Below are 22,264 nucleotides of genomic sequence, written 5' to 3' on the forward strand. Positions count from 1 at the left end.
ACCGGAGCGCGATAAAAGAAAAGGCCCCGCACTGCACGGGGCCTTTCCATTCATGTCTTCGCCACCGATTAGCGGAACAGGCTCAGAAGGTTCTGAGGGCCCTGGTTCGCGATCGAGAGCGACTGCGTCGCGAGCTGCTGCTGAACCTGGTAGGACTGCAGGCGAGCCGCCTCCTGCTCCATGTCCGCATCGACCATGTTGCCGACACCGGTGTCGAGCTTGTCGGTCAGCTTGCCAAGGAAGTTCTGCTGAGCTTCCAGCGACTTCTCCGCAACGCCCAGCGAGGTCGCGTTGTCGATGGCCGTCGAGAGAGCGCTTTGTGCGCTCGTCAGCGCGCTGGTCAGAACCGCCGCCGAACCACCAGAGATGTCGATCCCGCTCAGCGTCGCCTGAAGCGATGAGAGATCGACCGCCTGGAAGGTCATCGACGTCGTTGCGAAGGAACCGCTTGCGCGGCTGATCCCGGTGACGACCGTCACGTTCGCCGAACCGTCGACGAGACTGTCACCGTTGAAGGTTGCCTGGCTGATCGTGGTGCCGATCTGATCAACGATGCTGCGCAGTTCCTTTTGAACCGCAGCATGATCCACCGCATCGCCTTGCGCGAACGAAACACGCTCGACGAACTGCTGGGCGAGATCCTTTACCGACTCTGCGCCGAGACGTGCGGTCGAAACCGAGTTCTTGGTCAGGGTCAGGCCTTCGTTGATCGACTTGTACATGCCGCTGTCGCTGTTCATCGATTCCGAGATCGAGAAATACGCGGCGTTGTCTTTCGCCGAGTTGATCTTCTTGCCGGTCGAGATGCGGTTTTGCGTGTCTTCGAGACCTTTGTTCACCGAACGCAGGGTCGCAAGAGCATTCATCGCGGAGGTATTGGTAAGAATGGACGACATTTCTGGTCACTCCTCATTCTGAAAGATATTTTGTTTTCGTCTTCTGACAGAAAAACGGCGCGAGCCGTGGAGAGGAACTTTGGACCGAAGATTAAGCGCGGGTTAACGTTTGGCCGAAACTTAGAATTCCTTATCGATATGCATCTGTGGACCATCCTGTCCTGTGACCGGTTTGCCACTCTTTCCATAGAGACCGTCGAGGCTGTGCCGGTTCCGGATTTTCTCGATCTCGCGCACGATGTCCCGGGTCGCGTCGGACATCCGCGACAACAGAACGCTATTGTCCTGCACGGCGACCTTCAGCTGGCGGAGCTTCTCGCGAAGTGCGGGCGCGGCTTGCTCAGACGCCTCCAGAAACGGCTCGATCACTGGGATCTTCAGCTCGATCCGCTTCAGAAGGTCCGCCTTGCGATCATAAAGCTCCGTGACGCGGTCGAGATGTCCCGCCTCGATCGCCGCGATTTCCTCATGCAACAGATCGAGCGTCGCATCGATATTCGCCTCGAAAGCGGCGAGGTTGGCGTCGTCCTCCTCGGTCAGGACGGGCCCGTCGGCGGAGATATCGTCGCGCCGGGCTTGCATCCGCTTGCGAAATCGCGACGGGGTTTCTTCAGCCATGATCTTCTCCGTTCGAAGTATAGGCGCCGATCATCCGCTCGACGCTTTGCGCGATTCCGGTCCGGCCCGAGGCGGCGATCTCATCCGCGATGCCGCGCGCGAGGAAGGACTTCCACATCTCCTCGGCGTGGCCGCCATCCAGCCCGCCCATCTTCACGGTCTTCATCATCTCGCCCACGGCCTGCTGCAGGAAGGTCGCCTCGAAATTCTTGGCGATCTCCTTCGCGTTCTGCGACTTCGCACCAGATGCGGCAGGCGCCTTGAGCGACGCAGCCGAGAGAAATGGCTTCGACGGACCGAGCGGGTTCATCAGATGATCTCCAGATCGGCATGAAGCGCGCCGGCGGCTTTGATCGCCTGCAATATCGAGATGGTTTGCCGCGCGCCGACACCGATCGCATTGAGACCGTCCACGAGGTCCTGAAGGCTGACATCACCTCCTTGGAGCACGCTGAACTGAGTGTTGCGCTCTTCGACCTGCACATCCGTTTCGGGCACCACGACCGTCTGCCCGATGGAGATGGGCTTCGGCTGGCTGACCGCGTAGCTTTCCTTGACCTTCACGGTCAGCCCGCCCTGGCTGATCGCGACCTGATCGATCCGCACATTGGCGCCGATCACGATCGTTCCGGACTTCTCGTCGACCACTACTTTCGCCACGGAGTCGGGCGTGACGGGGAGGTTCTCGATCATCGCCAGAAGCTCCGGCACACCATATTTGCCCTTCGCCTGCACTTCGATCGTGGAGGGGTCGAGCATCTGCGCGGTGTTGTGGCCGAGCTTGTCATTGATCACCCCTGCGACCCGGGAGGCCGTCGTGAAATCCGGCTCGCGCAGGGAGAGGCGCACCGAGTTCATGGAGTTCAATTCGAAATCGATCTCTTTCTCGACGATTGCGCCATTCTCCATGCGCGCGACCGTGGGCACACCGTCCACGATGCTCGCCGCGTTGCCCTTCGCGCTGTAGCCCGCAACCGAGATCGGCCCCTGCCCCACGGCGTAGATCTCACCGTCGGCGCCGACGAGCGGCGTCACGATCAGCGTGCCCCCCCGCAGGCTGTCCGCATTGCCGAGCGAGGAGATCGTCACGTCGATCGTCGAACCACGGCGGGCGAAGGGCGGCAGCTTGGCAGTCACCATCACCGCGGCCGTATTCTTCGTCTTGATCGCATCGCCGGAGAGATTGCCGACTCCGAGCCGCTCGAGCATCCCCTCGATCGACTTCTTCGTGAAAGGGCTGCCGTTGAGGGTGTCGCCAGTCCCGTTCAGGCCAACGACGAGACCGTAGCCCACAAGCTGGTTCTCGCGCACGCCTTCGAAACTGGCGATGTCCTTGATCCGGACCTGTGCGGTGGCCGGGATCGCGCTGAGCACCCCCGCAAAGACGGAGAGCGCGACGAGCGCTCCGCGAAACCCGGCGCAAGAAAGCGACGCCCGACGACTTTTTCGGCACAAGGCAGCAAGCATAGTTTCCTCACGTCACCGACACATTTCATTAAATTAAAGTAAAACGCGAATAGTGTCCAATATAAATCGGTACTATTCTTGACTAATCCTTTGTGGCAACTTAGCGTGAGCTTGCCGCTTGTGCGAGAAACTTGCCCGGGATGGAGACCTGTATGAATATTTACGTCTTTGAGCCTCGCGATGGCCGTGTTCGCGGCCTGCTCGGCGAGCTGGAGAGCGTTGGGTTGCAGCCCGTCCTCATCCCTGCGTCCTTCTTCGCGTCCGATCTCAGCACACTAAACCAGAAGGGGGTCGACACGCGGGCGATCCTGATCGGCGACTGCCCCGAAGTGACCGATTACATCCGGGCCATCCGCAGCTGCGGCTGCCGCAACCCGGTACTGGTGATGCGGGACTTCAAGAACTCGCGCGACGCCTCCGAGGCGCTCGATGCCGGGGCAGACGATGTCATGGTCAGCCCGATCAAGGGGATCGAGGCGCTGTCGCGGATCAACTCGATCATCCGGCGTTCCTATGGCCACGCCGCCGAGAGCATCAGCGTCGGCGAAATCACCGCCTTCTTCGACGGGCGCGACCCGCTTGTCTCCGGTGTGCGGCTGAAACTGTCGAACCGCGAACACGCGATCTTCCAGCACTTGGCACTGAACGCGAACAAGGTGATCGCAAAGGGCGCGATCTATGACGCGGTCTACGGGATGAGCGACGACCAGCCCTTCGACAAGGTGATCGACGTCTATATCTGCAAGCTGCGCAAGAAGATCGCCGACGCGGCCGAAAGCGGCCACCAGTATATCGAGACGGTCTACGGTCGCGGCTACAAGTTCAGCGAAATGGATAGTACGAGCGACGTGAAAATCGCCGCTTACGAGCAGACCGACTCGCGCCGCACGGTGGCCGCGCGATAAACGCGCGGCTCAGAGATAATTCAGGATCGACAGTTTCGACATCTGCGCGGCAACGCTATAGCTCGCGTTGAGCTGCGTCTGCAGTGCCGTCATCCGCGTCGCGGCCTCATAGGGATCGACCGAGACATAATCCGACAGCCGACTGTTGAGCACCGCATCCATCGATTGCTGCTGCGTCAGCTTGATGTCGAGCCGCTTCTGCTTCGCACCCAGGGCGGTCTCGGAATTGCGCAGCCCCTCTACCCCATCGCTCAATGCTTTGACCCCGGCCGCCACCCAGCTTTTATAGGCATCCCGATCCGTGATCTTCGAGACGTCGGTCGAGGCGAAGAGTGCGAGCCCCTTGATGATGTTGCGGAATTCGGGATCGTTCGCCTGCATCCCGTAATCAAGCGTCTCGCCATCCCCGATCAACGCCGACTTGCGCGCCGCTCCGCTCGTCGCGTCGCCCTTGAAGAAGGTAGAACTGAAGCGCTTGGCCGGATCGGCATTGCTGTCGTCGAACACGCTGTCGATCTGCGACAGCATCGCCGCCGCCTGGGTCGCATCCGCTGGGCCACCACCGACGATGCCCGCCAGGACATCCTTTGCCGACAGGCCCGTCGCACCATTCGCCACGTCATAGCCCCGCAGCGCGGGCTTGTCCGACGCGACGCCGGAGAACAGGTGCTCGCCGTCGAGCGAGATGTTCAGGCTCGTCATGATGGTATCGAGCGCCGCGCGGGCGCTTTGCTGCAGGGTCGCCGCCGCGGCGCCGGGTTGCTCGAGGTTACCGACGGCGAGCCCGAGCACATCCTGCGCGGCCCCGCGCGCCGTCGACGCGCTCGATGCAATCATATCGAGCTTGCTTCCGAGGAGCTTGTTCGAGGTGACGTAATTCGAATTTGTGGTCGCGCGATCTTCCAGAGCGAGGACGAATGCCGATTTCGCCCCCATATCCGCGTAGACATCGGATTTGCGCCCGGTCGCGACCTCGTCGCTCGTGCGTTGCAGCTCTGCCGTGGTGCGGTCGACCGAGCGGCGCGAGATGATGCTCATCTGCAGGGTCGACAGCGAATTCCGGATCAGGGGGATCATCGTTCAGTCTCCTCAGACGGCGGCGAGCAGCGTGTCCATCATCTTCATGACGGCGGTCATCATTTTCGAATTGGCGGCGTAGCTTTGCTGAATCGTGATCAGCTTTTGCATCTCGTCATCGATATTCACGCCCTGAATGCTCTGACGCGTACCGTTCACGGTTTCAGCGGCGGTGCGGGCGGCAGCGAAACGCTCCTGCGCGCGGGTGCCCTCGAACTCCTGCGCGGAGATCATGCTGCTGCCGTAGTCGCGCAACGACAGGGACGCCGCCAGCCCGGTGTCCGGATTCGCCGAAAGCGGGGCGTCGAACATCGACACAAAGGCCTCGATCTGCGTCGAATCCCCGGCCGCGCCCGGCGTGGTCGCACCGATCCCGTCGCGCAGTCGCGACAACTGCCCGCCCTGCGCAGGGTCCACGGCTGCGCTCACGGCGATCCGTCCGGCAAGCCCGTCGAGCTTAGCGGGATCGTAAGCCGCACCAGCGTCAGTAAAGAGACCCGCCTGCCCCGGAGCGAGCGAGGCATCCGCCCCCTCGAACCCTTGCACGAGGCCGCGCGCCATCTCGTCGAGCTGAAGCTGGAAGCGCGGCAGAACATCCTTCTTCACCGCGAACAGCCCGGCAATGCTGCCATTCTGGAAGCCGCGCGCGTCAGTTGATTCCGGGGTGATCTCCGTCTTGCCCGCGAACAGCTTTCCGGCCACCTTGTCATAGGTGACGTAATTTGCCTGATCGCCATCGACGAGCGGCGTGCCCCCCGCGGTGTAGAGCGTGGCCCGCCCATCGGTGGAGCGGCGCACCTGCATATCGATCAACTTCGACGCCTTTTCCACCAGAACGTCCATCTGGTCGCCGAGATCGGCCGCGCCGAGCGAGCCGGGCTGCGCATCCGAGATCTGCTTGTTGAGCGAGGTGATCTTATGCAGCGTCTCGTTGAAATCGGAGACGTCGTACTTGATCTCCATATCAACCTCGCCACCGATCCGCGCGAGCATGTCGCTGCTCTGGTTGAGCGACGTCACCATCTCCTGCGCGGCGGAGGCCACGCCGTTCTGCGCCGCGTTGTTGCCAGGATTGTTCGCCAGCGCGATCATCGAGCTGCGCAGGTCGGTCAGTCGATCCGCGGGCGACAGCCCATCGCCCGGCTGGCCGAGGGTCGCGGTATATTCGCCCACCGCCTCGAAGATCGCCTGCTCGCGTGCCATGGCAGAAGAATGCTGGCGATACATGCGGTTGAGCGAGGCGTCGACGTCGCGCCGCGCCTCGCCGGTCTGCACGAGGCCGCCCGAGATAGTGACCTGCGGCAGCTCCTTGCGCACATAGCCCTCGGTGCTCGCATTCGCGATATTGCGCGAGGTCGCTTCCGATTGCATCTGCGCCGTGCGCAGACCGCTCGTGCTCGCCTGGAGGGCGCCGGTCAAGCTCATCGGTTTGCTCCGTTCTTCTCAGCGTGACGATCAGCGCTTGAGGCGCGTGGTTTCGTCGAGCATCTCGTCCATCGTGGTGACGATCTTGGCGTTGGTGGAATAGGCCCGCTGGGTGCGGATCAGATCGCTCAGTTCCTGCGCGATATCGACATTCGACCCTTCGAGCGCACCCGAACTGATCGTGCCCACCGGACCCTCGTTCGCCTTGTGGATCGTGTAGGCGCCGCTGTCGCGGGTCAGACGATAGGCGTCGCCGTCGATCTCCTGCATGCCGTTGGGGTTCTCCACATGGGCGAGCGGAATCTTGTAGAGCGGCTGGCGCTGCCCGTTGTCGAAGATTCCGTACATCGTGCCGGTATCGTCGACTTCGATCCGGGTCAGCGCGCCGGACGAGGAGCCGTCTGCAGTGAACTTCTGGGGCGTGAAATCGCCAGCGAACTGGGTGATCCCGTCGAAGCTGTTCAATGCGCCGAGCCCGATCTCGATCGGCTGCGTGGTGCCGCCGTCATTCATCGTCAGGCTCATCACGCCCGTGGTCGTGTCCATCGAGAAAGCGCCGGGGGCCGTGGCGAGGTTGGTCACACCGGAATAGCTGATCGGCGCGCCGGCATTGGCACCGCCCGGGGCGAAATCGACCGTCACCTGACCATAGGGCACGCCGTCACCATCGGAGACAGTGATGTCCCATTGGTTCGGCGTCGAGGTCGGCTGCCACGAATATTCGAGCCGCTTCACCGCGCCGAGCGGCGTGTAATATTGCGACGAGGAGGTGAAAGGCGCGCCCGGCGTCGCGTCGCCGGTTTCCTGCGAGGGAAGATTGCCCTGCACCCCGATCGCGGTGGTCGCCTTCGCGCTCAGCGTGGCGTCCGTGACGTTCACCGTCTTCAGACCGTTGAAGCTGTTGCCGTCGATCGTGGCGAGTTTGACGTCCGTGTAAGGATAGCCGGACAGGAAGTAGCCCGCCGAATTGACGAGGTTGCCGTTCTCGTCGGGCTGGAACGAGCCGGCGCGCGTCATGACGTAATCGGATTGCACACTGGTATTGGCGTTGCTGGACACGACGAAGAACCCGTTCCCGTTCACCGCGAAATCGGTGGGCGAGTTGGTAGGGATCACCGCGCCGCCATTCTGCAGATCGGAGGAGACGACGGCATTGACCCCGGATGGCGCGTTGAGCCCGCCGGTCGGCGTCATGGTCACCATCTGGGCGAAGCTGCGCTTGTAGCCCGTGGTGTTCGCATTCGCGATATTCTCGGAAATTTCGCCAACGGCGACGGAGTTCGCATTCAGGCCGCTCACACCGGTCTGCATTGCGCTCGAAATACTCATGGTTTTATCCTCTCATGTCCGAAGAGAAAGGGGTCCTATCCAAGAGATAGACGAGTGATGTTTCACTGAAGTTAAAAATATCCGCCGTTTTTCTTTGTCCTCGTGTCAGGGGCGCAATGCATAGCAAAGATACCTAGCCTCCTGCCCGCTTCGCCTCCGCCCCGACCATCTCGATCGCATCACCGGCGTTGCGCAGCCGATCCCGCGCTGCGGCGTCCATAAGCGGGGTCAGTTTGGCGGGCTCGGCCAGCAGGCTTGCGACGAGCTTGTTCAGGTCCTCCCGCCCCGCGAGACGGGGGAAAACCTCTGCGACGCTGCGGGCCGTGGTCAGGTCGCCGGACCGGTAGGCAGCCAGCAGCAATTGGACCGCATCGGTCTCCGAAAAATCACCAGAGGCCGTCTTCCACAATGCGCGATAGGACCGCGTCGCCGCTGACCAGTCGCCCTTCTTCCAATGGAGCTGCGCCTGCAACCGGAGATGGTCGATCGATTGCGCGGTGACCTTGGTGTCCAGGGCCGCATCGGTCTTTCCGGCCTCGGCCAGAACGCGGGCCTGCAGTGCGTTGAACTGGTTCAGCTCCTGCGCGTCGGCGGGACGCTCGGAGGCCTCCAACACCTTGGCGGCACGCGCGAATTGCCCGCCACGGGCAAGTGCTTCCGCCTCGCGAAGCGCAAGATAGGCCATCCGGTCCTGCGACACCGCCTCGGGGTTATCTTTGCGCTGCACGCTGAGAGCCTCTCGGATCTTGCGATATTCCGACGAGGCTTGCGTCGTGGCGCCCAGTTCCAGCAGACGATCCGCGAATTGCTCGGCATAGGCATGGAAATCGGCGCGAGCCTCGTAATAGGGCTCCAAGCGCTGATGGCCTGCGGTGAAGGCGGTGAGCGAGATCTTCCCCGCCGCGCCTTTCGCATAGAACGCCTTGAGCAACCGATCCGCCGCCTCGGCGGCCGTCCGCGCCTGCGGGCGGTCCGGGAAACGGGTCAGGATCTCGCCATAGGCGATCAGCGCCTCCACATCGCGACCGCTCTTTTCCCCCAGATGCGCGCGCTGTTCGAGGGCCTGAAGATCGAACCGGTCGCCGCGCCACGCAAGATTGGCCTCGGCGAGCATGGATAAACCTTGGTCCGTCGTGAGCGCACCCTTCGCAAGGCCGAGATCGACCAGAGCGAGCCGCGCCCGCTGAGCGTATCGATCCCGTCCCTTCGCTGCTTCGCGATAGGCGGCGTAGGCCTTCTCCGGATGATGCGATTGCTCTGCCACCCGCCCGATGAGGAAGCTGTAAACCGGTTGGGCCTTCAACTCGGGATAGTTGTCGAAATCCCGGCTCAGTCGCTCGGCCAGCGCCCATTGCTTGACCGCGATCGCGCCTTCCAGAAGCGCGGGCAGGCAGGCCTCCACGAAAACGGGCGGATAGGCGGGCAGCCGGTCCGCCGCACCCGCGAGGTTCCCCTCGAGCTCCTCCGCGTCGCCCTGCGTGATCGCATTCAGCGCCGCCCAGAGGTGATAATCCTGCCAGTTCGCCCAATCCGCATTGGGCAAGAGCGTGCCAGTCGGCACCCCCACCCCTTCCATGATATCGAACCCGGCGGCGATCGCGCGCCAGCGGGCCTGTTCGGCGGGGATCAGACCGTCGGGCATCTCGTCGCCCAGCACCGACCGCCCCTCGGGCAACATGACATGCGCGAGATAGAATTCAGCCAGATTGAGCCGCGCGACCGCGCGCGACGGCCCGGGCTCGGCCGCGGCGAAACCTGCGGTTAGCGCATCGCGGTCCGCAAGGAAGCCCGCCTGAGTGTATTGCGCGAAATCGAATGGTGGCGGCGCAGGTATGGCCTCCGCCGCGGCGGGGCCGCACAGAAGACAGAGCGCCAAAACGCCGCCCATCAAGGGGAAACCGCCTCGCAATTCCATCACCTCTTGCCCAAACGCGCCATAATTCCTTCCCTCTTTAAAGAATAGTATTGATTATTCCAAGAAGAGCAAACATTATCGACCGGAAATCGGCAGCAGTCCAAGCAAAGCCACAAGTTCTATTCGCGCGGGCGGACATTCATGGATAGCTCAAATTACGTCTCCCTATCCCTCGCCTCGACGCTGTGGCGCAGTCTCGACATCTCCGCCAACAACATGGCCAATGCCAACACGGCCGGCTTCAAGGCGGAGCGCTCGCTGACCGAGAGCTTCGAGTCGAAGGGCAATGCCGGGGCCGAGGATGACGTGAGCTACGTGCTCGACAAGGGCTCCTATCTCGACGACCGGCAGGGATCCCTCACGAAAACCTCGAACCCGCTCGATGTGGCGCTGAACGGCGATGGCTGGTTCGCCTACCAGACGCCGGCGGGCCAGACCGCTTTCGGGCGCGACGGCCGGCTGACCGTCGACCCGCAAGGCAATCTCGTGACGCTGTCGGGCAATCGGGTACTCGACCGGGGCGGCGCGCCGATCGCGATCCCGCCGGGCGAGGAGATCACCATTTCCCGCGACGGCACGATTTCGGGGCCGAATAGCGGCACGATCGGCACGCTGGGCATGTTCGCCGTGCCCGACATCCAGAGCTACAGCCGGCTGGGTGGAGGCCTCTTTGCCGCGCCCGGCGGCGCCGTACCCGCCTTTACGCCATCCGAAACGACGCAGGTCGCTCAGGGCTTCATCGAGGAGAGCAATGTCCAACCGGTGGTCGAGATGACCCGGATGATGGACATCCAGCGCTCCTACGAGCGCGCGGTGAAGTTGATGGATGAACAGAACAACCTTCGTCAGGAAACGTTGCGCAGGCTTGGCAAAGTCTGACCGGCGCGAAAAGGAGCTGAACCATGAGAGCACTTGGAATTGCCGCGACGGGGATGCTGGCCCAGCAGACCAATGTGGACGTGATCTCGAACAACATCGCGAACGCGAACACCACCGGCTACAAGAGCACCCGCGCCGCATTTCAGGATCTGGTCTACCAGTCGCTGCAACGCGAAGGCTCGCTGACCTCTGCCGACGGGACAGCGCGCCCTGTGGGCGTGGATATCGGCCTCGGTGTACAAAGCGCGGGCGTGGTGCGGCTCAACACCCAGGGCGGGCTCGTCCAGACCGAGAACCAGCTCGACCTCGCAATCGACGGCGGCGGCTATTTCACCCTCAACATGCCCGATGGCAGCCAGGCCTATACGCGGGCGGGTACATTCCAGCTGAGCCCCGAGGGACAGATCGTGTCCCTCGACGGCTACGAGGTCGCGCCCGGGATCAACGTCCCGGCGAACACCACGAATGTCGAGATCAACCAGCAGGGCCTCGTGATGGCTTATGTCGGCAAGGACCCGACCCCGGTTCAGATCGGCCAGCTGACGATGGCGACCTTCGTCAACGAGGCGGGGATGAAACCGCTGGGCAACAACCTCCTGCAGGCGACGACCGCGTCGGGCGATCCGACCGAGGCGCTTCCGGGCGATCCGGGCGTGGGCATCCTGCGTCAGGGTTATCTCGAAAGCTCGAACGTCAACATCATCCAGCAGATCACCGATCTGATCTCGGCGCAGCGCGCTTACGAGATGAATTCGAAGGCCATCGAGACGGCCGACCAGATGATGTCCACCTCGAACCAGATCAAGTGATGCCATGAGCCCGATACGCGCCTCCGCGACCGCCGTTCTCGCCACGCTCGCCGCCGCGCTTCTCGTCGCCCCCGCGAGCGCCGAATCCGTGCGCGTGCTGATCGCCGAGAAGGCGGAGCAGTCGTGGGGGCTGGAGATGCCGCCGAGCGGCCATTTCGAGATCACGCTGCAAGACAGCGACCCGGGCGACGCGGAGATGATAAGCGACTTCTGGATGGACCGCTCCACGGGGCAGTTCCTGGCGAATGCGGTTGAGGCCTCGGGCGACGTGCGCCGCCTCGCGGGGCTTGCGCTGCTCAACGTGCCCGTCCCGGTGCCGACGCAGCAGTTGCTTCCCGGCAAGATTCTTTCCGGAGATGATTTCCAGGTCGTCGACCTGCCCTACGGTCAGGTGGGCGCCTATGCGGTGACGCGGCTCGACCATCTGGAGGGGATGCAGGTGCGCCGCGTGCTCGCCCGCGGACGCCCGGTGATGAGCCAATCCATCACCGAGCCGGTCATCATCTCGCGCGGCGACCCGGTCTCGATCGAATATTCGAAAGGCGCCATGTCCCTGACCGCACCCGGCAAGGCGATCTCCGACGCCCATGCCGACCAGTCAGTGCGCGTGGTCAATCTCGTGAGCAACAAGATTGTCGAAGGCATCGCCAAGCCCGACGGCAAAGTGGAGATTCAGAAGTGAGACATCCGTTCTACGTCCTGCCGATGCTCGCACTGGCCGCCTGCGGTTCCGGCACGGCCTTTGAGCGCGACCCAAAAGTGAGCGACATGGTGGTCGATGGCGACACGATCCCCGAGGTGAACCGGGTGAGCGTGCCGATGCCGCCGCTCGAGCCCACGCGCATTCCGCAGCGGGCCGAGGCCGCGTCGCTCTGGCAGACCGGCTCCACCGGCTTTTTCGGCGATCAGCGTGCCGACAAGGTGGGCGATTTGCTGACGGTGGATATCAACATCAAGGACGAGGCGCAGCTTCAGAACGCGTCCCAGCGGAGCCGCGACGGCAGCCAGAGCGTCGGTTTTCCGACCTTCCTTGGCTATGGCGGCAAGATCGCCAAGATCCTGCCGGGCGTCAGCGAGAAGGACTTGCCCACCGGCAGCAACATCGTCGATCTCAGCTCGCAATCGACCTCAAACGGCAGCGGCTCGATCAAGCGCAACGAGACCATCAGCCTGAAGGTCGCGGCCCTCGTGATCCAGAAGCTTCAGAACGGGAATTTCGTGATCGCGGGACGCCAGGAGGTGAAGGTCAATCACGAGCTGCGCGAATTGCGTGTGGCCGGGATCATCCGGCCCGAAGACATCCGGATGGACAACACCATCCCCTACGAGAAGATCGCCGAGGCGCGCATTTCTTATGGCGGGCGCGGCCAGATCAGCAAGGTGCAACAGCCCCGCTACGGGGAAGACGCGCTCGACGTCGTCCTCCCCTACTGATCGTCTCCGATGCCGCGCTGGAGAACACTCGTACTGCTTGTCGTGGTGGTGCCGATCGTCGCGGCGGGGCTTGGCTATCTGGGCGGAAGCCAGATCGCGCCGCGACCTGCTGCCCCAGAAGCGCCGCCCGAACCCACGCCGCGTGACGTCGCCTTGGGGCCTGTCACGGTGCCGGTCTACCGGGCGCGTACGATCAGCTATTTGAACGTCGACGTAACACTGGTGCTGAAGGGAGACGGGCTTCCCGATGGCCCCGCGCTGGTGCCGAAGCTGCGCGACGAGACACTCGACCTTTTGAGCAAGCTCGCGGATAACCGGATGTTCGATCCCGATACGGTCAAACCCGAGGACCTCGCCACCCTGCTAGAGCGCGGCCTCGCGGACCGAGTACCCGGCCTGCAAGCGGCCAAGGTAAACAGCGCCGAGCCGTTCAAGCAGGGATAGAAAGCCTCCCATCACGGATCGCGCCCGGTGCAGGCGTGTCAGCCCGACACCGCGACGATGAGCGAACTCGGCACTTCCTCGCCATTGCGAAGAACCAGCGATTGCCCCTGCGCAGAGAAGCGCACCTGCTCCACCTGCGTGCTGGGATAGGTGTCATACGAGACCGCATTGCCATCGGCGTCCTGCGCGTCGATCTCGACCCGGAACGTGTCATCCGGCACCGGCAATCCCGCAGAATCGCGCCCGTCCCAGTTCAGCGCGATCTTCTCGCCCGCCCGTCCGGGCAGGCCAGTAATCCGGCGCAGTTCGGTCCCGTCTTCCGTCTTGATGATCGCGGTCACCTTGTCGGCGGGTGCGGCAAGCTCGTAGCTGGTGCTGGCCTGACCGTCGCGCAACTCGATCCGGTCGGAGGCGAGCGACACTGTCTTGCCCATCAGGGCCACATCCGACATCGCACCCATTGCGCTCAGCTTGGCATCGATGGTCTTGAGGTTGGTATTGGTCTGCACCGTTTGCTCGACCTGACTCAGCTGCGCCAGTTGCGAAACGAATTGCGTGGAATCCATCGGCTTCAGCGGATCCTGATTTCGGATCTGCGCCGTCAGAAGCTGCAAGAAGCTGTTGTAATCCGCCGAGATCTTTGACTGCGCCGGGTTCGCCTTGGCGTCGGCCGCGGTCGCAGCGGGATTGGTCCTTGTCGGTGAGATGCTCATCGGTGGCTCCTCAGGTCCTGATATCCAGTTGTCCGTCGAGAATGGTGGGCTGCCAGTCGGCGCCCAGCACGGGGATGTCTTCATCTGCGGTAACATGCGCGCCGGACGCGCGCTCATCGCCCCGTTCGCCGTGACCGCCGAACTGCTCGAAATCGAGCGCGCCGCTATCCATCTGCAGCCCCTGCCCGGCGAGGATCGCCGCCAAGGTCTCGCGATCGCCGCGCAACGCACTCAGCACCGCCGGGCTCTCGGCGCGCACGACCACGTTGACCTGACCACGCTTGTCGCGCTCCACGTCGATCTCGATATCGCCGAGCCCGCGCGGGGTCAGCGCCACGCGGGTGCGTCCTTCCTGCAGATCCGCGCGCCGAAGCTGCGTCGCGACGAAGGCCGCGAAGCGCGGCGAGGGTTGAGCCGCCGTCTGCGCCGATTGGGCAGCAGCGTCGCTGCGCGCAACGTGGCTGGCGTCATGCTGCGTGAGCCGCGCCACCGCGGTTTCGGGCAAGACGCCTGCACGGGCGGCCTCGGCAAAAAACTGGGCGGGCTTGGGGTCGCCCTTGCTCTGCGCTGCAGGCAGAACCGCGGCTTGCGCCTCGACCTTGCCGGTGTTCGTGGCGCCGTTGGCGGCAGCTTCCAGCACGGCGCGCACCCGCGGGTCCATGTCGCTCTGCTGAATCTCCGCCGTGAGCGGCGCTGGAATCACCCCGGCAAGCCCCTGCGGAACGGCGATGATCGCCTGCGCCTGCGCCTGCGCCTGCGACTGCGTCTGCGTTGCCTCAAGCTTCGGCTGTGCCACCGGAGAGGATAGATTGCCAGCAGAGTGCGCGGGCATGCGCCCCGCTACCGACGGAATCTGCGCACCACCCGTTTGCGGCGATGCCGTCCCAGATGGCTTCGCTTGCAGACCGAGCGAGACCAGAAGGCTCGCGAAGACCGCGTCGATCGTGTCGCTTTTGTCGCTCGCACGATCCGAGGCGGGCTTTGCCCCCGCGCCGTCAGTTTGCAGCCGCATACCTTCAAGTGCCCGCGTCAAACCTTGCTGCAGCTTCGTGCCATGCGCCGCGTCGAACTCCGTGAGGACCGTAGCCAGCGACGCGCCCAGCTTTTTGAGCACCTCGCTCATCGACTTGCCCTGCGCCAGCTCTGCCAGCGCGCCGTCGCGAACCGTTTGCAGCTTGCTGGCCAGCTCGGCCTGAAGCGCTGGATTGTCGGTCAAGGCGGACGCTGCGCCTGCGCCAGCCTCCGGCGTCGCGGCCGCCGTGGCAGCCCCCACGCCCGAAGCTGCAAGCCCATCCGCCGGCACGCCCTGCACGAGCGATCCGAAACCGGTCCCCTCTGTCGCGGATTTGCGCCCGGTGCCTGCGGCCGACGCCGTTACCTTCAGCAATGTCGCGGCTATCGCGTCCATCTCATCACCCTCGTCACACGAAACTCATACGCTTGCTCCGGGGCCTCGAGGCCGCCTGCCACGCCATGAACGGCGCGAACCAGTCGCGATCCTTTTCGTAGCCCAACTGCTCGAGCAGGTCGAACAGCACCGGGAAGCGCGAGAATTGATCGAAAATCCGCGCCCGATGCTCTTCGTCGAGCCACTTCGCACGCGCCTTTTCCACCGGGCGCACACCGTTGAGCGGGCCTTGCAACTCCTCGGGAATTTCGGCGGCGCCGAAATCGGAAAAATGCCCTTCGAATTGCAGACCGAGCGCATCGCGCAACTTCTCCTGAATCCTGTCGGGATCATTGACCAGGTCTTCGTATTTCAGGAGGAATACACCCTGCGGGAAAATGCCGGATCTCAGCACGGTCCCGATCGCCTCGTGAATCTGCAGGAACCCCGGCATCACCGGCGCGGGCGCATCCGGACCGCCGATGAAATACATCGCGTCCGCCGAGATGAAATAATCGTCCGGCACCGCCGAATGACGGCTCACGAGGATGTCGCGCGGGTCGCGCAGCGGCACGATCAGATCGATCCGCTTGCTACGGACGTTCGCCCGCGCGACATTCGCGACCTGGAAAATATCGAGCGGCCGCTTGCTGACCCAGTCGCCCGGCTGCCCGATCGTGGAAAGCGCGCTGGTCTCGCGCGGCGAGATTTCGAAACCTTTGAGAGTCTCGCGCAGCATGTTGTAAAATAGCGTGGTGCCTGCGCGCCCGTGCCCTGCGATCATCAGATGACGTGCCATCGCCCTTCTCCTCAGTTCAGCATCGCGGGGCTGAAGCCGCGTTTTTCGAGACACCGCTTCAGCCGGAGGAGCGCACGCTTCTCGACCTGTCGGGCACGCTCACGGCTGATTCCAAGATCACGGGCAAGATCGTCGAGCGACTCCGGCGGCGTCTGCAATTTGCGCCGCAAAACGATCTCGCGATCCGGCGCGTCCAGATCATCCAGCGCGCTGCTCAGCACCTCATGCGCAGCCCGCGCGGCGGAGGACGCCAGCGTCTGTTCCTCGGGTGTGAGATCGGGGCTGGGCATCATCTCCATCAGGTCGGCGTCACTGTCATCGAAGGATTTGGCGTCCAAAGCGACGAGACCGGTCAGAAGCTGGCTCGCCTCGGGATTGTCGAGCCGCCCCATCCGCGCATCGAGATAGACCCGCGCCGGCACGTCGATCACCGTTTTGATCCGGGCGAGGGCGTTCAGCACGCAAGTCATCACCCACCAATGCGAGTAGGTCGAGAACCGGACATCCTGCGTCAGATCGAACCGTTCGGCGGCGCGCATCAGACCGATGATCCCTTCGGCCACGAGGTCTTCGAGCTCGACCGGATTGGACGCCCAGCGACGCGCCTGCGCGTAGGCCTGCCGGACATGCGACCGCAGCAGAATTTCAAGCGAGTTCTGATCTCCGTGTTCCTGCCACCGGGAGATCGCCTGCCGCTCTTCTTCGACATCGAGAAACGGCGCATCAAGTGCAGCACGAAAGCTCAATGCAAACATTACCCCGCCTCTATTCACTCTATTCTTGCTGAACAGAAGACCACGGCGCCCTGTTTGGAGAAAGCTTTACTTGATTAAAGGCGAGTTAATCGCGGTGTTTTCTGGTTAACCCTAGATTAACGCCCCAAAAGGCAGCGCCGCCCCAAGGGCGGCGCTTCGTATTTCCAACGATGTCGCGGTTGCACGGCCCACCCGCCGAGCAGCGCGTTCATACCGGGCTTTCGGCACTGTACTCACGTTCAGAGATAGCCGCCCATCGCGGTTGCGCTGCAATCGCGCGCATCTTCGTGCACCGAGAACTCGCTCCGGGGCCGCGACGCCATGGCCGGCAGGCGGAGGTTGATCGCGCGGTCCCCAAAACCATGCTTCACCTCCGCGGCATTCGCTGGCTCGATGACCACGAGGCTTCCATAAGGCACCTCGATACCCAGTTCTTCCACGAGCACGTCGCCAAGCGAAATACCCGGCAGGAGCTCTTCCGACTCGGGCAGCACGAGCAGGCTTGCTTCCTTGTGTGTCGAACGCAGCACCACGGTCTGCGCAGGCAGAAGCGCAGCCGCCACCAAACTTCCCTGAGAACCTGCTCCGGCTGACACTTGCTTCACCGAGCCTTCCCAAATTTGCGCTAACAAATTGTTACTTTTCATGGACATCCCTAATCCCCAAGTCCCCCAAAGTCAGTGGCTGCAGATTACCAGCGATTCCCTTTCCCGTAAGGTTAAGGATTGTTAAAACTGTAAGGCGAGTAAGGATAGTTCCTGCCCAAAAGGACAACTTGCCGCCGCGCCGAGTTATCCCCAGGCGAACCTCGAAAGAAGCGTCGATGACCCAATTTTTCATGGCCTCTTACGCTACAAGTTGTGGCTACAACTTCAATCCTCCACAGCTTGTCGACGGTTCCGCTACAAATTGTGTGCTCACGATCAATCGCTGAGACGTTAACAATTCAGCGCTTGACAGGCACTCCCTCGAAACCAGTTTCGGAGGATCAGCGAATCAACCTTAGGTTGCAAAGTCTGAGGGCTTTCGCAGGGGAATTTCATAGAACGAGTATCCGGCGGATCGCACCGTTTCGACGACATATCGGTCGCCGAACGCATCGCGCAGCTTCTTGCGGATCTTGGTGATGTGAACGTCGAACTTCCGGTCGCCATAGACCCACATAGTGTTGTCGATGCGGCGCGAGAGCGCGTCGCGTGTCACGATTCGACCGCCGCTGCGGATAAGCTCGCACATGATCTCCCGTTCCATGGGAGTCAGCTGGACAGCTTCAGTCGCGTCCGGGCCGGTCAGCCGGTTTTCCTCGTCTATCTTGAGGCGCGCGACCCGCTTCTCTTCTCCCGGGAAACTGATGGGCAATCTGCTCCCCGCCCGAAGCCAGAGTCGCGCCGTCAACTCCCTGTCGGAATAGGGCTCCCGGAGTACGTCATCGGCGCCAGCGAGGATCATCTCGGCAGCGAACACTCCGTCGCTCGAGGGATCGACGAACAGGATGAGGCTCTCGGGCGTACTGACACGCGAGGTGCGGATCAAATCCGCTGCGCCCTCGGGCTGCGCAAGACTGATCATCAACAGGCACGGATTGCCATGCAGCAGGATATACTGCTCCGCCTCCACCGCCGTCGCGAACGGTAAGGAGCCCCAACCACAGCACGCAAGAAAGAAGGCAGCCAACTTGGCTTGCTTCGCGTTTTCTTCCGCTACGACGATAACGTTCTGTCTCCGCATGGCGCTCGAGCCAAACAAAAGGCAACTCCCCGTATCTCTCTGCGCGTCGACGCGAACCTTAGGTTTCGCGCCGCCCCCATCGCGCAGCCCTTTTTTTGAATAACGCAGCGCCAAGCTGAAGGAGAGAGCGTAAATCCGCCTGCCCCGGCATGTTCGCGTTTTCAAATTTTTTTACCTGCTTTATGCAACTAATTTACGTGTTTACACCTGACAAGCCCGACCACTCATTTGACATGGACCGCGCCTTCGTGACGTCTCGTGGGAAAAGTTGATTTCTTTGACCTAACTTTAAGAATTCCTTCAATCTTTCTCCCGTAGGACAAAAACATGTGAGGATAGACATGACGCAACATTCCCCGGACCGGTCCGGCGAGCCTGCGACGTCCCGCGTTCCTGCGGTGCCAATCTCGGAGAGCGTCCTACCAGACCGACTGATCTGTCTGGAAACGGGCCGCCCAATCAAGATGTTGAAGCGTCACCTCCAAAACCTACTCGGAATGACCTTCGAGGAATATCGCGCGAAATGGGGGCTTCCGCCGGATTATCCGACGACCGCGCCGAACTACCAATACGCCAAGCAGCGATGGCGCACAAAAGGCAAACTCCATTGAGCAGCCACAGGACAGGCGAAGCACTCAGAGAAACAATCCTGTGCAGAAACAGTATTTTCCCCGGAAACCCAAACACAGATTCACGCGTTCATTGACAGAAACGCGCCTCGCACGTAACTTTCTCTACTAATCCGGGGAGAGTGCAACTTTAAGCATTGGAGAGACCAGATGTCGAAGGACCGGCCCACGGATGCAGCAAACATTATCGCGACAGTTGCTGCGGCCTATGCTGCGCGTTCGGATGTGACGGCGGATCAGGTGGTCGACCTCGTGGCGAAACTCTCCGCGCAGTTCGGCGAGGATCTGTACAACGCGGCCGCCAATCACGCGGCAGAGGCGCCAACGGCTAGCTCCAGTCCCGCGCGGCCGCAACCGGCGCTGCCCGTGAAAGAGGCCGTCACCGAAGACAAGGTTTTCTGCCTGTGCTGCGGACGCGGCTTCAAGATGCTCAAGCGCCACCTGGGCTCGGAACACGGGCTGAGCGAAGACGAATATCGCGCCCTGTTCAGCCTGCCTGCTGACATGCCCCTCGTCGCACCGAGCTACTCGGCCCGCAAAGCGGCCTATGCCAAGAAAGTCGGATTGGGCAAACACAGCCGCGACGACTACGAAGCATCGCTCCACGACGCCTGAGGAAGGATCGGCGGGCACGAGTTCCGCCACTCTGGGCAGGATGCCAAAGCGGTCGGCCAGCATCTTTGTTTCCAGATCATGAACGATTATCGCCCTTTTTTGGCCCATTTTTAAGCCGACAACCCACACTCAAGGGCTGCAGAAAACGCATGCCCAGAGAAGGCTGCTGGCTCCTGCCAGCGAGGTGGGAAAGGGCAACTCATGGCACGGTCAAATCAGGCGCCGATCATCGTGAAGCGGAGCGATGACGATCACGAATCCGAGCATCACGGCGGAGCGTGGAAAGTCGCCTATGCCGATTTCATGACCGCGATGATGGCCTTCTTCCTGCTGATGTGGATTCTCTCCGTTTCGGACGAGAACCAGCTCACCGGGATCGCCGATTACTTCGCCCCTGCGAAAGTCTCGATGCAGGCCCCCGGCGGCACCGGCCCCCTCGCCGGCGAGACGATCGGGCCGAAAGGGGTGCTGAACGCCTCGCGCGCCGACGACACGATTCCCGCCAATCCCGGCGCCGGGAGCGAGACAGCCCCCTCGACCGAGCTGGCCAACGCCTCCGGCAGCTCCAAGGAGGCCACGCCGGACGCGACGACGAATAAAGTCGCCGACGCGGTGCAGGCGACGGCAGAGGCAGGCGACACAACCGGCGCGAAGACTGCTGCAGCCACACCGCATGCCGTCGACGACGCCCGCTTCCAGACGCTTCAGACCCGGATCACGCAGGCGATCCAGCGCGTTCCGGACCTGCGTCCGCTGCAGCAGAACGTCCTATTCCGCCGCACGCCGGACGGGCTGAATATCGAAGTCGTGGATCAGGCGGGCAAAGCCATGTTCGCCTCGGGCAGCGCGAAGCTCGATGGGCCCACGCTGGCGCTGATGAATCAGCTCGGCCGCGCCCTCTCCGATCTGCCCAATGACGTGCTGATCGCGGGGCACACCGACTCGGTCCCCTATCAGAAAGCGGGCGGTACCTATGGGAATTGGGAACTGTCCTCGGACCGCGCCAACGCGACGCGCCGGGCGCTCGTGGCCGCCGGTGTCGCCCCGGAACGGGTCACCCGCGTCTCGGGCCTGTCGGATACCGATCCGCTGAAGCCGGCCGATCCGCGCGATCCGTCGAACCGTCGGATCACCGTCACCCTCGCCTATATTCAGCCCGAGGCCGACACGAAAACGCCGACCGAGGCAACGAGGCCGCGTCTCCAAGCGAATGCCGAGCAGACCCCGCCGGCCCCTGCGGTCGAGCAAGCGTCGCCCGAAATCGTCACCCCCGCGGCGGCCACCCCGTCGGATCAGCCTCAGAAATACAGCTCGATCGCGATGGATGACCTGCGCAGCGCTCTGCAGTAAGATTCTGGACACAAAAAAAACGCCGGCGCGAACCCTATCGCGCCGGCGTTTTCTTATTCGGTGGAGGCGAAACTCAGATCAGACCGGCATGGACCATTGCCGCGTCGATCGCGGTCTTCGTCTCGGGCAACAACTCGGTCAGCGGCAGACGCACCTCGGCCGAGCACATGCCCAGCTTCGACATCGCGTATTTCGCACCCGCCACGCCCGGCTCGAGGAAGATCGCCATGTGCAGCGGCATCAGCTTGTCCTGATAGCTCAGCGCCTTGGCGTAATCGCCGGCAAGCGTCGCCTCCTGGAATTCCGCGCAAAGCTTGGGCGCGACGTTCGCCGTCACCGAGATACAGCCCACGCCGCCATGCGCATTGAAGCCGAGCGCCGTCGCGTCCTCGCCCGAGAGCTGGATGAAATCGGGCCCGCAGGTCGCGCGCTGCATCGAGACGCGCTCCAGTTTGCCGGTCGCATCCTTCACGCCGACGATACGCGGCAGCTTCGCCAGTTCGCCCATCGTCTCGGGGATCATGTCGACCACCGAGCGGCCCGGAATGTTGTAGATCACGATCGGCAGTTCGCAGGCATCGTGCAGCGCGCGGTAATGCTCGATCATGCCGCGCTGCGTCGGCTTGTTGTAATAGGGCGTCACGACGAGCGCCGCATCGGCCCCGGTCTTGCCGGCGTGCTGGATCAGCCGCACACCTTCCGCCGTCGAGTTCGAGCCTGCGCCCGCGATGATCGGAATGCGGCCCTTCGCGGCTTTCACGACCTCGGTGATGACCGTCATGTGCTCGGCATGGCTCAGCGTCGGGCTCTCACCGGTCGTGCCGACCGGCACGAGGCCGTGGCTGCCCTGATCGATATGCCACTCGACAAGTTTCTTGAGCGTGTCCAGATCCAGCTCGCCGTCCTTGAACGGCGTGACCAGTGCGGGAAGAGACCCTTTGAACATGACACGCTCCTTTTTTGGTTGGGCCGGGGGGTTGAGTCGTCCCGGCGGAAATCGGCCGGGTTATAGGCGGTTGCGCGGCTGTTGCCAACTTGTGATTCATCCCCATCTGTGAGAGGCCCGTAGCAAAGGGACAAACCCGCGACC

General features: G+C 62.7%; 24 protein-coding genes. 9 read left to right on the forward strand and 15 right to left on the reverse strand.

The features are described from left to right. Positions 1 to 68: 68 nt before the first annotated feature. The 4 genes from DEM26_RS13490 to DEM26_RS13505 form a co-directional block, all read right to left on the reverse strand. Positions 69 to 896: a flagellin N-terminal helical domain-containing protein gene (locus tag DEM26_RS13490; RefSeq protein WP_088722923.1), complete on the reverse strand. Its 828-nt coding sequence runs from the start codon at positions 894 to 896 to the stop codon at positions 69 to 71. A gap of 120 nt (positions 897 to 1,016) precedes the next feature. After that, positions 1,017 to 1,514 carry a flagellar biosynthesis protein FlgI gene (locus DEM26_RS13495; RefSeq protein WP_088735960.1) on the reverse strand — a complete coding sequence of 166 codons (498 nt, stop codon included), beginning with the start codon at positions 1,512 to 1,514 and terminating at the stop codon, positions 1,017 to 1,019. Then, the gene (locus DEM26_RS13500) at positions 1,507 to 1,824 is read right to left on the reverse strand and encodes a rod-binding protein (protein ID WP_075775845.1); all 318 of its coding nucleotides are present in this window, start codon (positions 1,822 to 1,824) and stop codon (positions 1,507 to 1,509) included. Before DEM26_RS13500 ends, DEM26_RS13495 begins: the two co-directional genes overlap by 8 nt. Next, a complete protein-coding gene (locus DEM26_RS13505) occupies positions 1,824 to 2,981 on the reverse strand; it encodes a flagellar basal body P-ring protein FlgI (protein WP_077701085.1) in 1,158 nt (385 codons plus the stop codon). The genes DEM26_RS13500 and DEM26_RS13505 overlap by 1 nt, the downstream gene beginning before the upstream one ends. A gap of 152 nt (positions 2,982 to 3,133) precedes the next feature. On the opposite strand from DEM26_RS13505, the gene DEM26_RS13510 reads away from it, so the two are divergent. Beyond that, positions 3,134 to 3,886, forward strand: a complete 753-nt coding sequence (locus DEM26_RS13510; RefSeq protein ID WP_109172612.1) for a response regulator transcription factor — start codon at positions 3,134 to 3,136, stop codon at positions 3,884 to 3,886. A 9-nt stretch (positions 3,887 to 3,895) separates the two neighbouring features. Here DEM26_RS13510 and DEM26_RS13515 read toward each other — a convergent pair whose 3' ends face one another. The 4 genes from DEM26_RS13515 to DEM26_RS13530 form a co-directional block, all read right to left on the reverse strand. Continuing rightward, positions 3,896 to 4,963 (reverse strand): flagellin, encoded by a 1,068-nt coding sequence (locus tag DEM26_RS13515; RefSeq protein ID WP_088727884.1) that lies wholly within the window; start codon positions 4,961 to 4,963, stop codon positions 3,896 to 3,898. 12 nt (positions 4,964 to 4,975) lie between these two features. Next, on the reverse strand, positions 4,976 to 6,388 hold the full coding sequence (flgK, locus tag DEM26_RS13520; protein ID WP_109172613.1) for a flagellar hook-associated protein FlgK: 1,413 nt from the start codon (positions 6,386 to 6,388) through the stop codon (positions 4,976 to 4,978). A 30-nt stretch (positions 6,389 to 6,418) separates the two neighbouring features. Then, positions 6,419 to 7,717: a flagellar hook protein FlgE gene (locus tag DEM26_RS13525; protein WP_109172614.1), complete on the reverse strand. Its 1,299-nt coding sequence runs from the start codon at positions 7,715 to 7,717 to the stop codon at positions 6,419 to 6,421. Positions 7,718 to 7,850: 133 nt separating this feature from the next. Then, complete coding sequence (locus DEM26_RS13530; protein WP_109172615.1) at positions 7,851 to 9,632, reverse strand: hypothetical protein; 1,782 nt, start codon at positions 9,630 to 9,632, stop codon at positions 7,851 to 7,853. Positions 9,633 to 9,773: 141 nt separating this feature from the next. Between DEM26_RS13530 and flgF the strand changes: the two genes are divergently transcribed. Genes flgF through DEM26_RS13555 form a run of 5 tightly spaced genes read left to right on the forward strand, consistent with a single transcriptional unit; the run spans position 9,774 to position 13,198 of the window. After that, entirely contained in the window at positions 9,774 to 10,511 is a 738-nt protein-coding gene (gene flgF, locus DEM26_RS13535) for a flagellar basal-body rod protein FlgF (protein ID WP_088735954.1), read from the forward strand. A gap of 23 nt (positions 10,512 to 10,534) precedes the next feature. Then, positions 10,535 to 11,320 carry a flagellar basal-body rod protein FlgG gene (gene flgG, locus DEM26_RS13540; RefSeq protein WP_075775839.1) on the forward strand — a complete coding sequence of 262 codons (786 nt, stop codon included), beginning with the start codon at positions 10,535 to 10,537 and terminating at the stop codon, positions 11,318 to 11,320. A 4-nt stretch (positions 11,321 to 11,324) separates the two neighbouring features. After that, positions 11,325 to 12,002, forward strand: coding sequence for a flagellar basal body P-ring formation chaperone FlgA (gene flgA / locus DEM26_RS13545; protein WP_088720413.1), 678 nt, complete (start codon positions 11,325 to 11,327; stop codon positions 12,000 to 12,002). Continuing rightward, a complete protein-coding gene (gene flgH, locus DEM26_RS13550; RefSeq protein WP_369907845.1) occupies positions 11,999 to 12,754 on the forward strand; it encodes a flagellar basal body L-ring protein FlgH in 756 nt (251 codons plus the stop codon). Before flgA ends, flgH begins: the two co-directional genes overlap by 4 nt. A 9-nt stretch (positions 12,755 to 12,763) precedes the next feature. Next, positions 12,764 to 13,198, forward strand: coding sequence for a hypothetical protein (locus DEM26_RS13555; RefSeq protein ID WP_146194462.1), 435 nt, complete (start codon positions 12,764 to 12,766; stop codon positions 13,196 to 13,198). Between the two features lie 38 nt (positions 13,199 to 13,236). On the opposite strand, the gene DEM26_RS13560 is transcribed toward DEM26_RS13555, so the two are convergent. From DEM26_RS13560 to DEM26_RS13585, 6 genes are all read right to left on the reverse strand, one after another. Then, positions 13,237 to 13,911 carry a flagellar hook assembly protein FlgD gene (locus tag DEM26_RS13560; protein WP_158275124.1) on the reverse strand — a complete coding sequence of 225 codons (675 nt, stop codon included), beginning with the start codon at positions 13,909 to 13,911 and terminating at the stop codon, positions 13,237 to 13,239. 10 nt (positions 13,912 to 13,921) lie between these two features. After that, positions 13,922 to 15,319, reverse strand: coding sequence for a flagellar hook-length control protein FliK (locus DEM26_RS13565; protein ID WP_109172618.1), 1,398 nt, complete (start codon positions 15,317 to 15,319; stop codon positions 13,922 to 13,924). A 13-nt stretch (positions 15,320 to 15,332) separates the two neighbouring features. Then, the gene (locus DEM26_RS13570) at positions 15,333 to 16,097 is read right to left on the reverse strand and encodes a hypothetical protein (protein WP_109172619.1); all 765 of its coding nucleotides are present in this window, start codon (positions 16,095 to 16,097) and stop codon (positions 15,333 to 15,335) included. 11 nt (positions 16,098 to 16,108) lie between these two features. Further along, positions 16,109 to 16,852, reverse strand: coding sequence for a sigma-70 family RNA polymerase sigma factor (locus tag DEM26_RS13575; RefSeq protein WP_109172620.1), 744 nt, complete (start codon positions 16,850 to 16,852; stop codon positions 16,109 to 16,111). A gap of 239 nt (positions 16,853 to 17,091) precedes the next feature. Then, entirely contained in the window at positions 17,092 to 17,499 is a 408-nt protein-coding gene (locus DEM26_RS13580; protein ID WP_146194463.1) for a hypothetical protein, read from the reverse strand. Positions 17,500 to 17,854: 355 nt separating this feature from the next. Continuing rightward, entirely contained in the window at positions 17,855 to 18,598 is a 744-nt protein-coding gene (locus DEM26_RS13585) for a response regulator transcription factor (RefSeq protein ID WP_075775831.1), read from the reverse strand. Between the two features lie 323 nt (positions 18,599 to 18,921). Between DEM26_RS13585 and DEM26_RS13590 the strand changes: the two genes are divergently transcribed. The 3 genes from DEM26_RS13590 to DEM26_RS20850 all read left to right on the forward strand — a co-directional run bounded on the left by DEM26_RS13590 (position 18,922) and on the right by DEM26_RS20850 (position 21,174). Beyond that, positions 18,922 to 19,191 (forward strand): MucR family transcriptional regulator, encoded by a 270-nt coding sequence (locus DEM26_RS13590; RefSeq protein ID WP_075775830.1) that lies wholly within the window; start codon positions 18,922 to 18,924, stop codon positions 19,189 to 19,191. A 168-nt stretch (positions 19,192 to 19,359) separates the two neighbouring features. Then, entirely contained in the window at positions 19,360 to 19,824 is a 465-nt protein-coding gene (locus DEM26_RS13595) for a MucR family transcriptional regulator (RefSeq protein ID WP_109172621.1), read from the forward strand. A gap of 201 nt (positions 19,825 to 20,025) precedes the next feature. Then, a complete protein-coding gene (locus tag DEM26_RS20850) occupies positions 20,026 to 21,174 on the forward strand; it encodes a flagellar motor protein MotB (protein WP_109172622.1) in 1,149 nt (382 codons plus the stop codon). Between the two features lie 73 nt (positions 21,175 to 21,247). On the opposite strand, the gene dapA is transcribed toward DEM26_RS20850, so the two are convergent. Beyond that, on the reverse strand, positions 21,248 to 22,120 hold the full coding sequence (gene dapA, locus DEM26_RS13605) for a 4-hydroxy-tetrahydrodipicolinate synthase (RefSeq protein WP_088720420.1): 873 nt from the start codon (positions 22,118 to 22,120) through the stop codon (positions 21,248 to 21,250). Positions 22,121 to 22,264: the final 144 nt, after the last annotated feature.

It is taken from the genome of Thioclava sp. NG1 (genome assembly GCF_003122275.1).
GTDB classification, from domain to species: domain Bacteria; phylum Pseudomonadota; class Alphaproteobacteria; order Rhodobacterales; family Rhodobacteraceae; genus Thioclava; species Thioclava nitratireducens.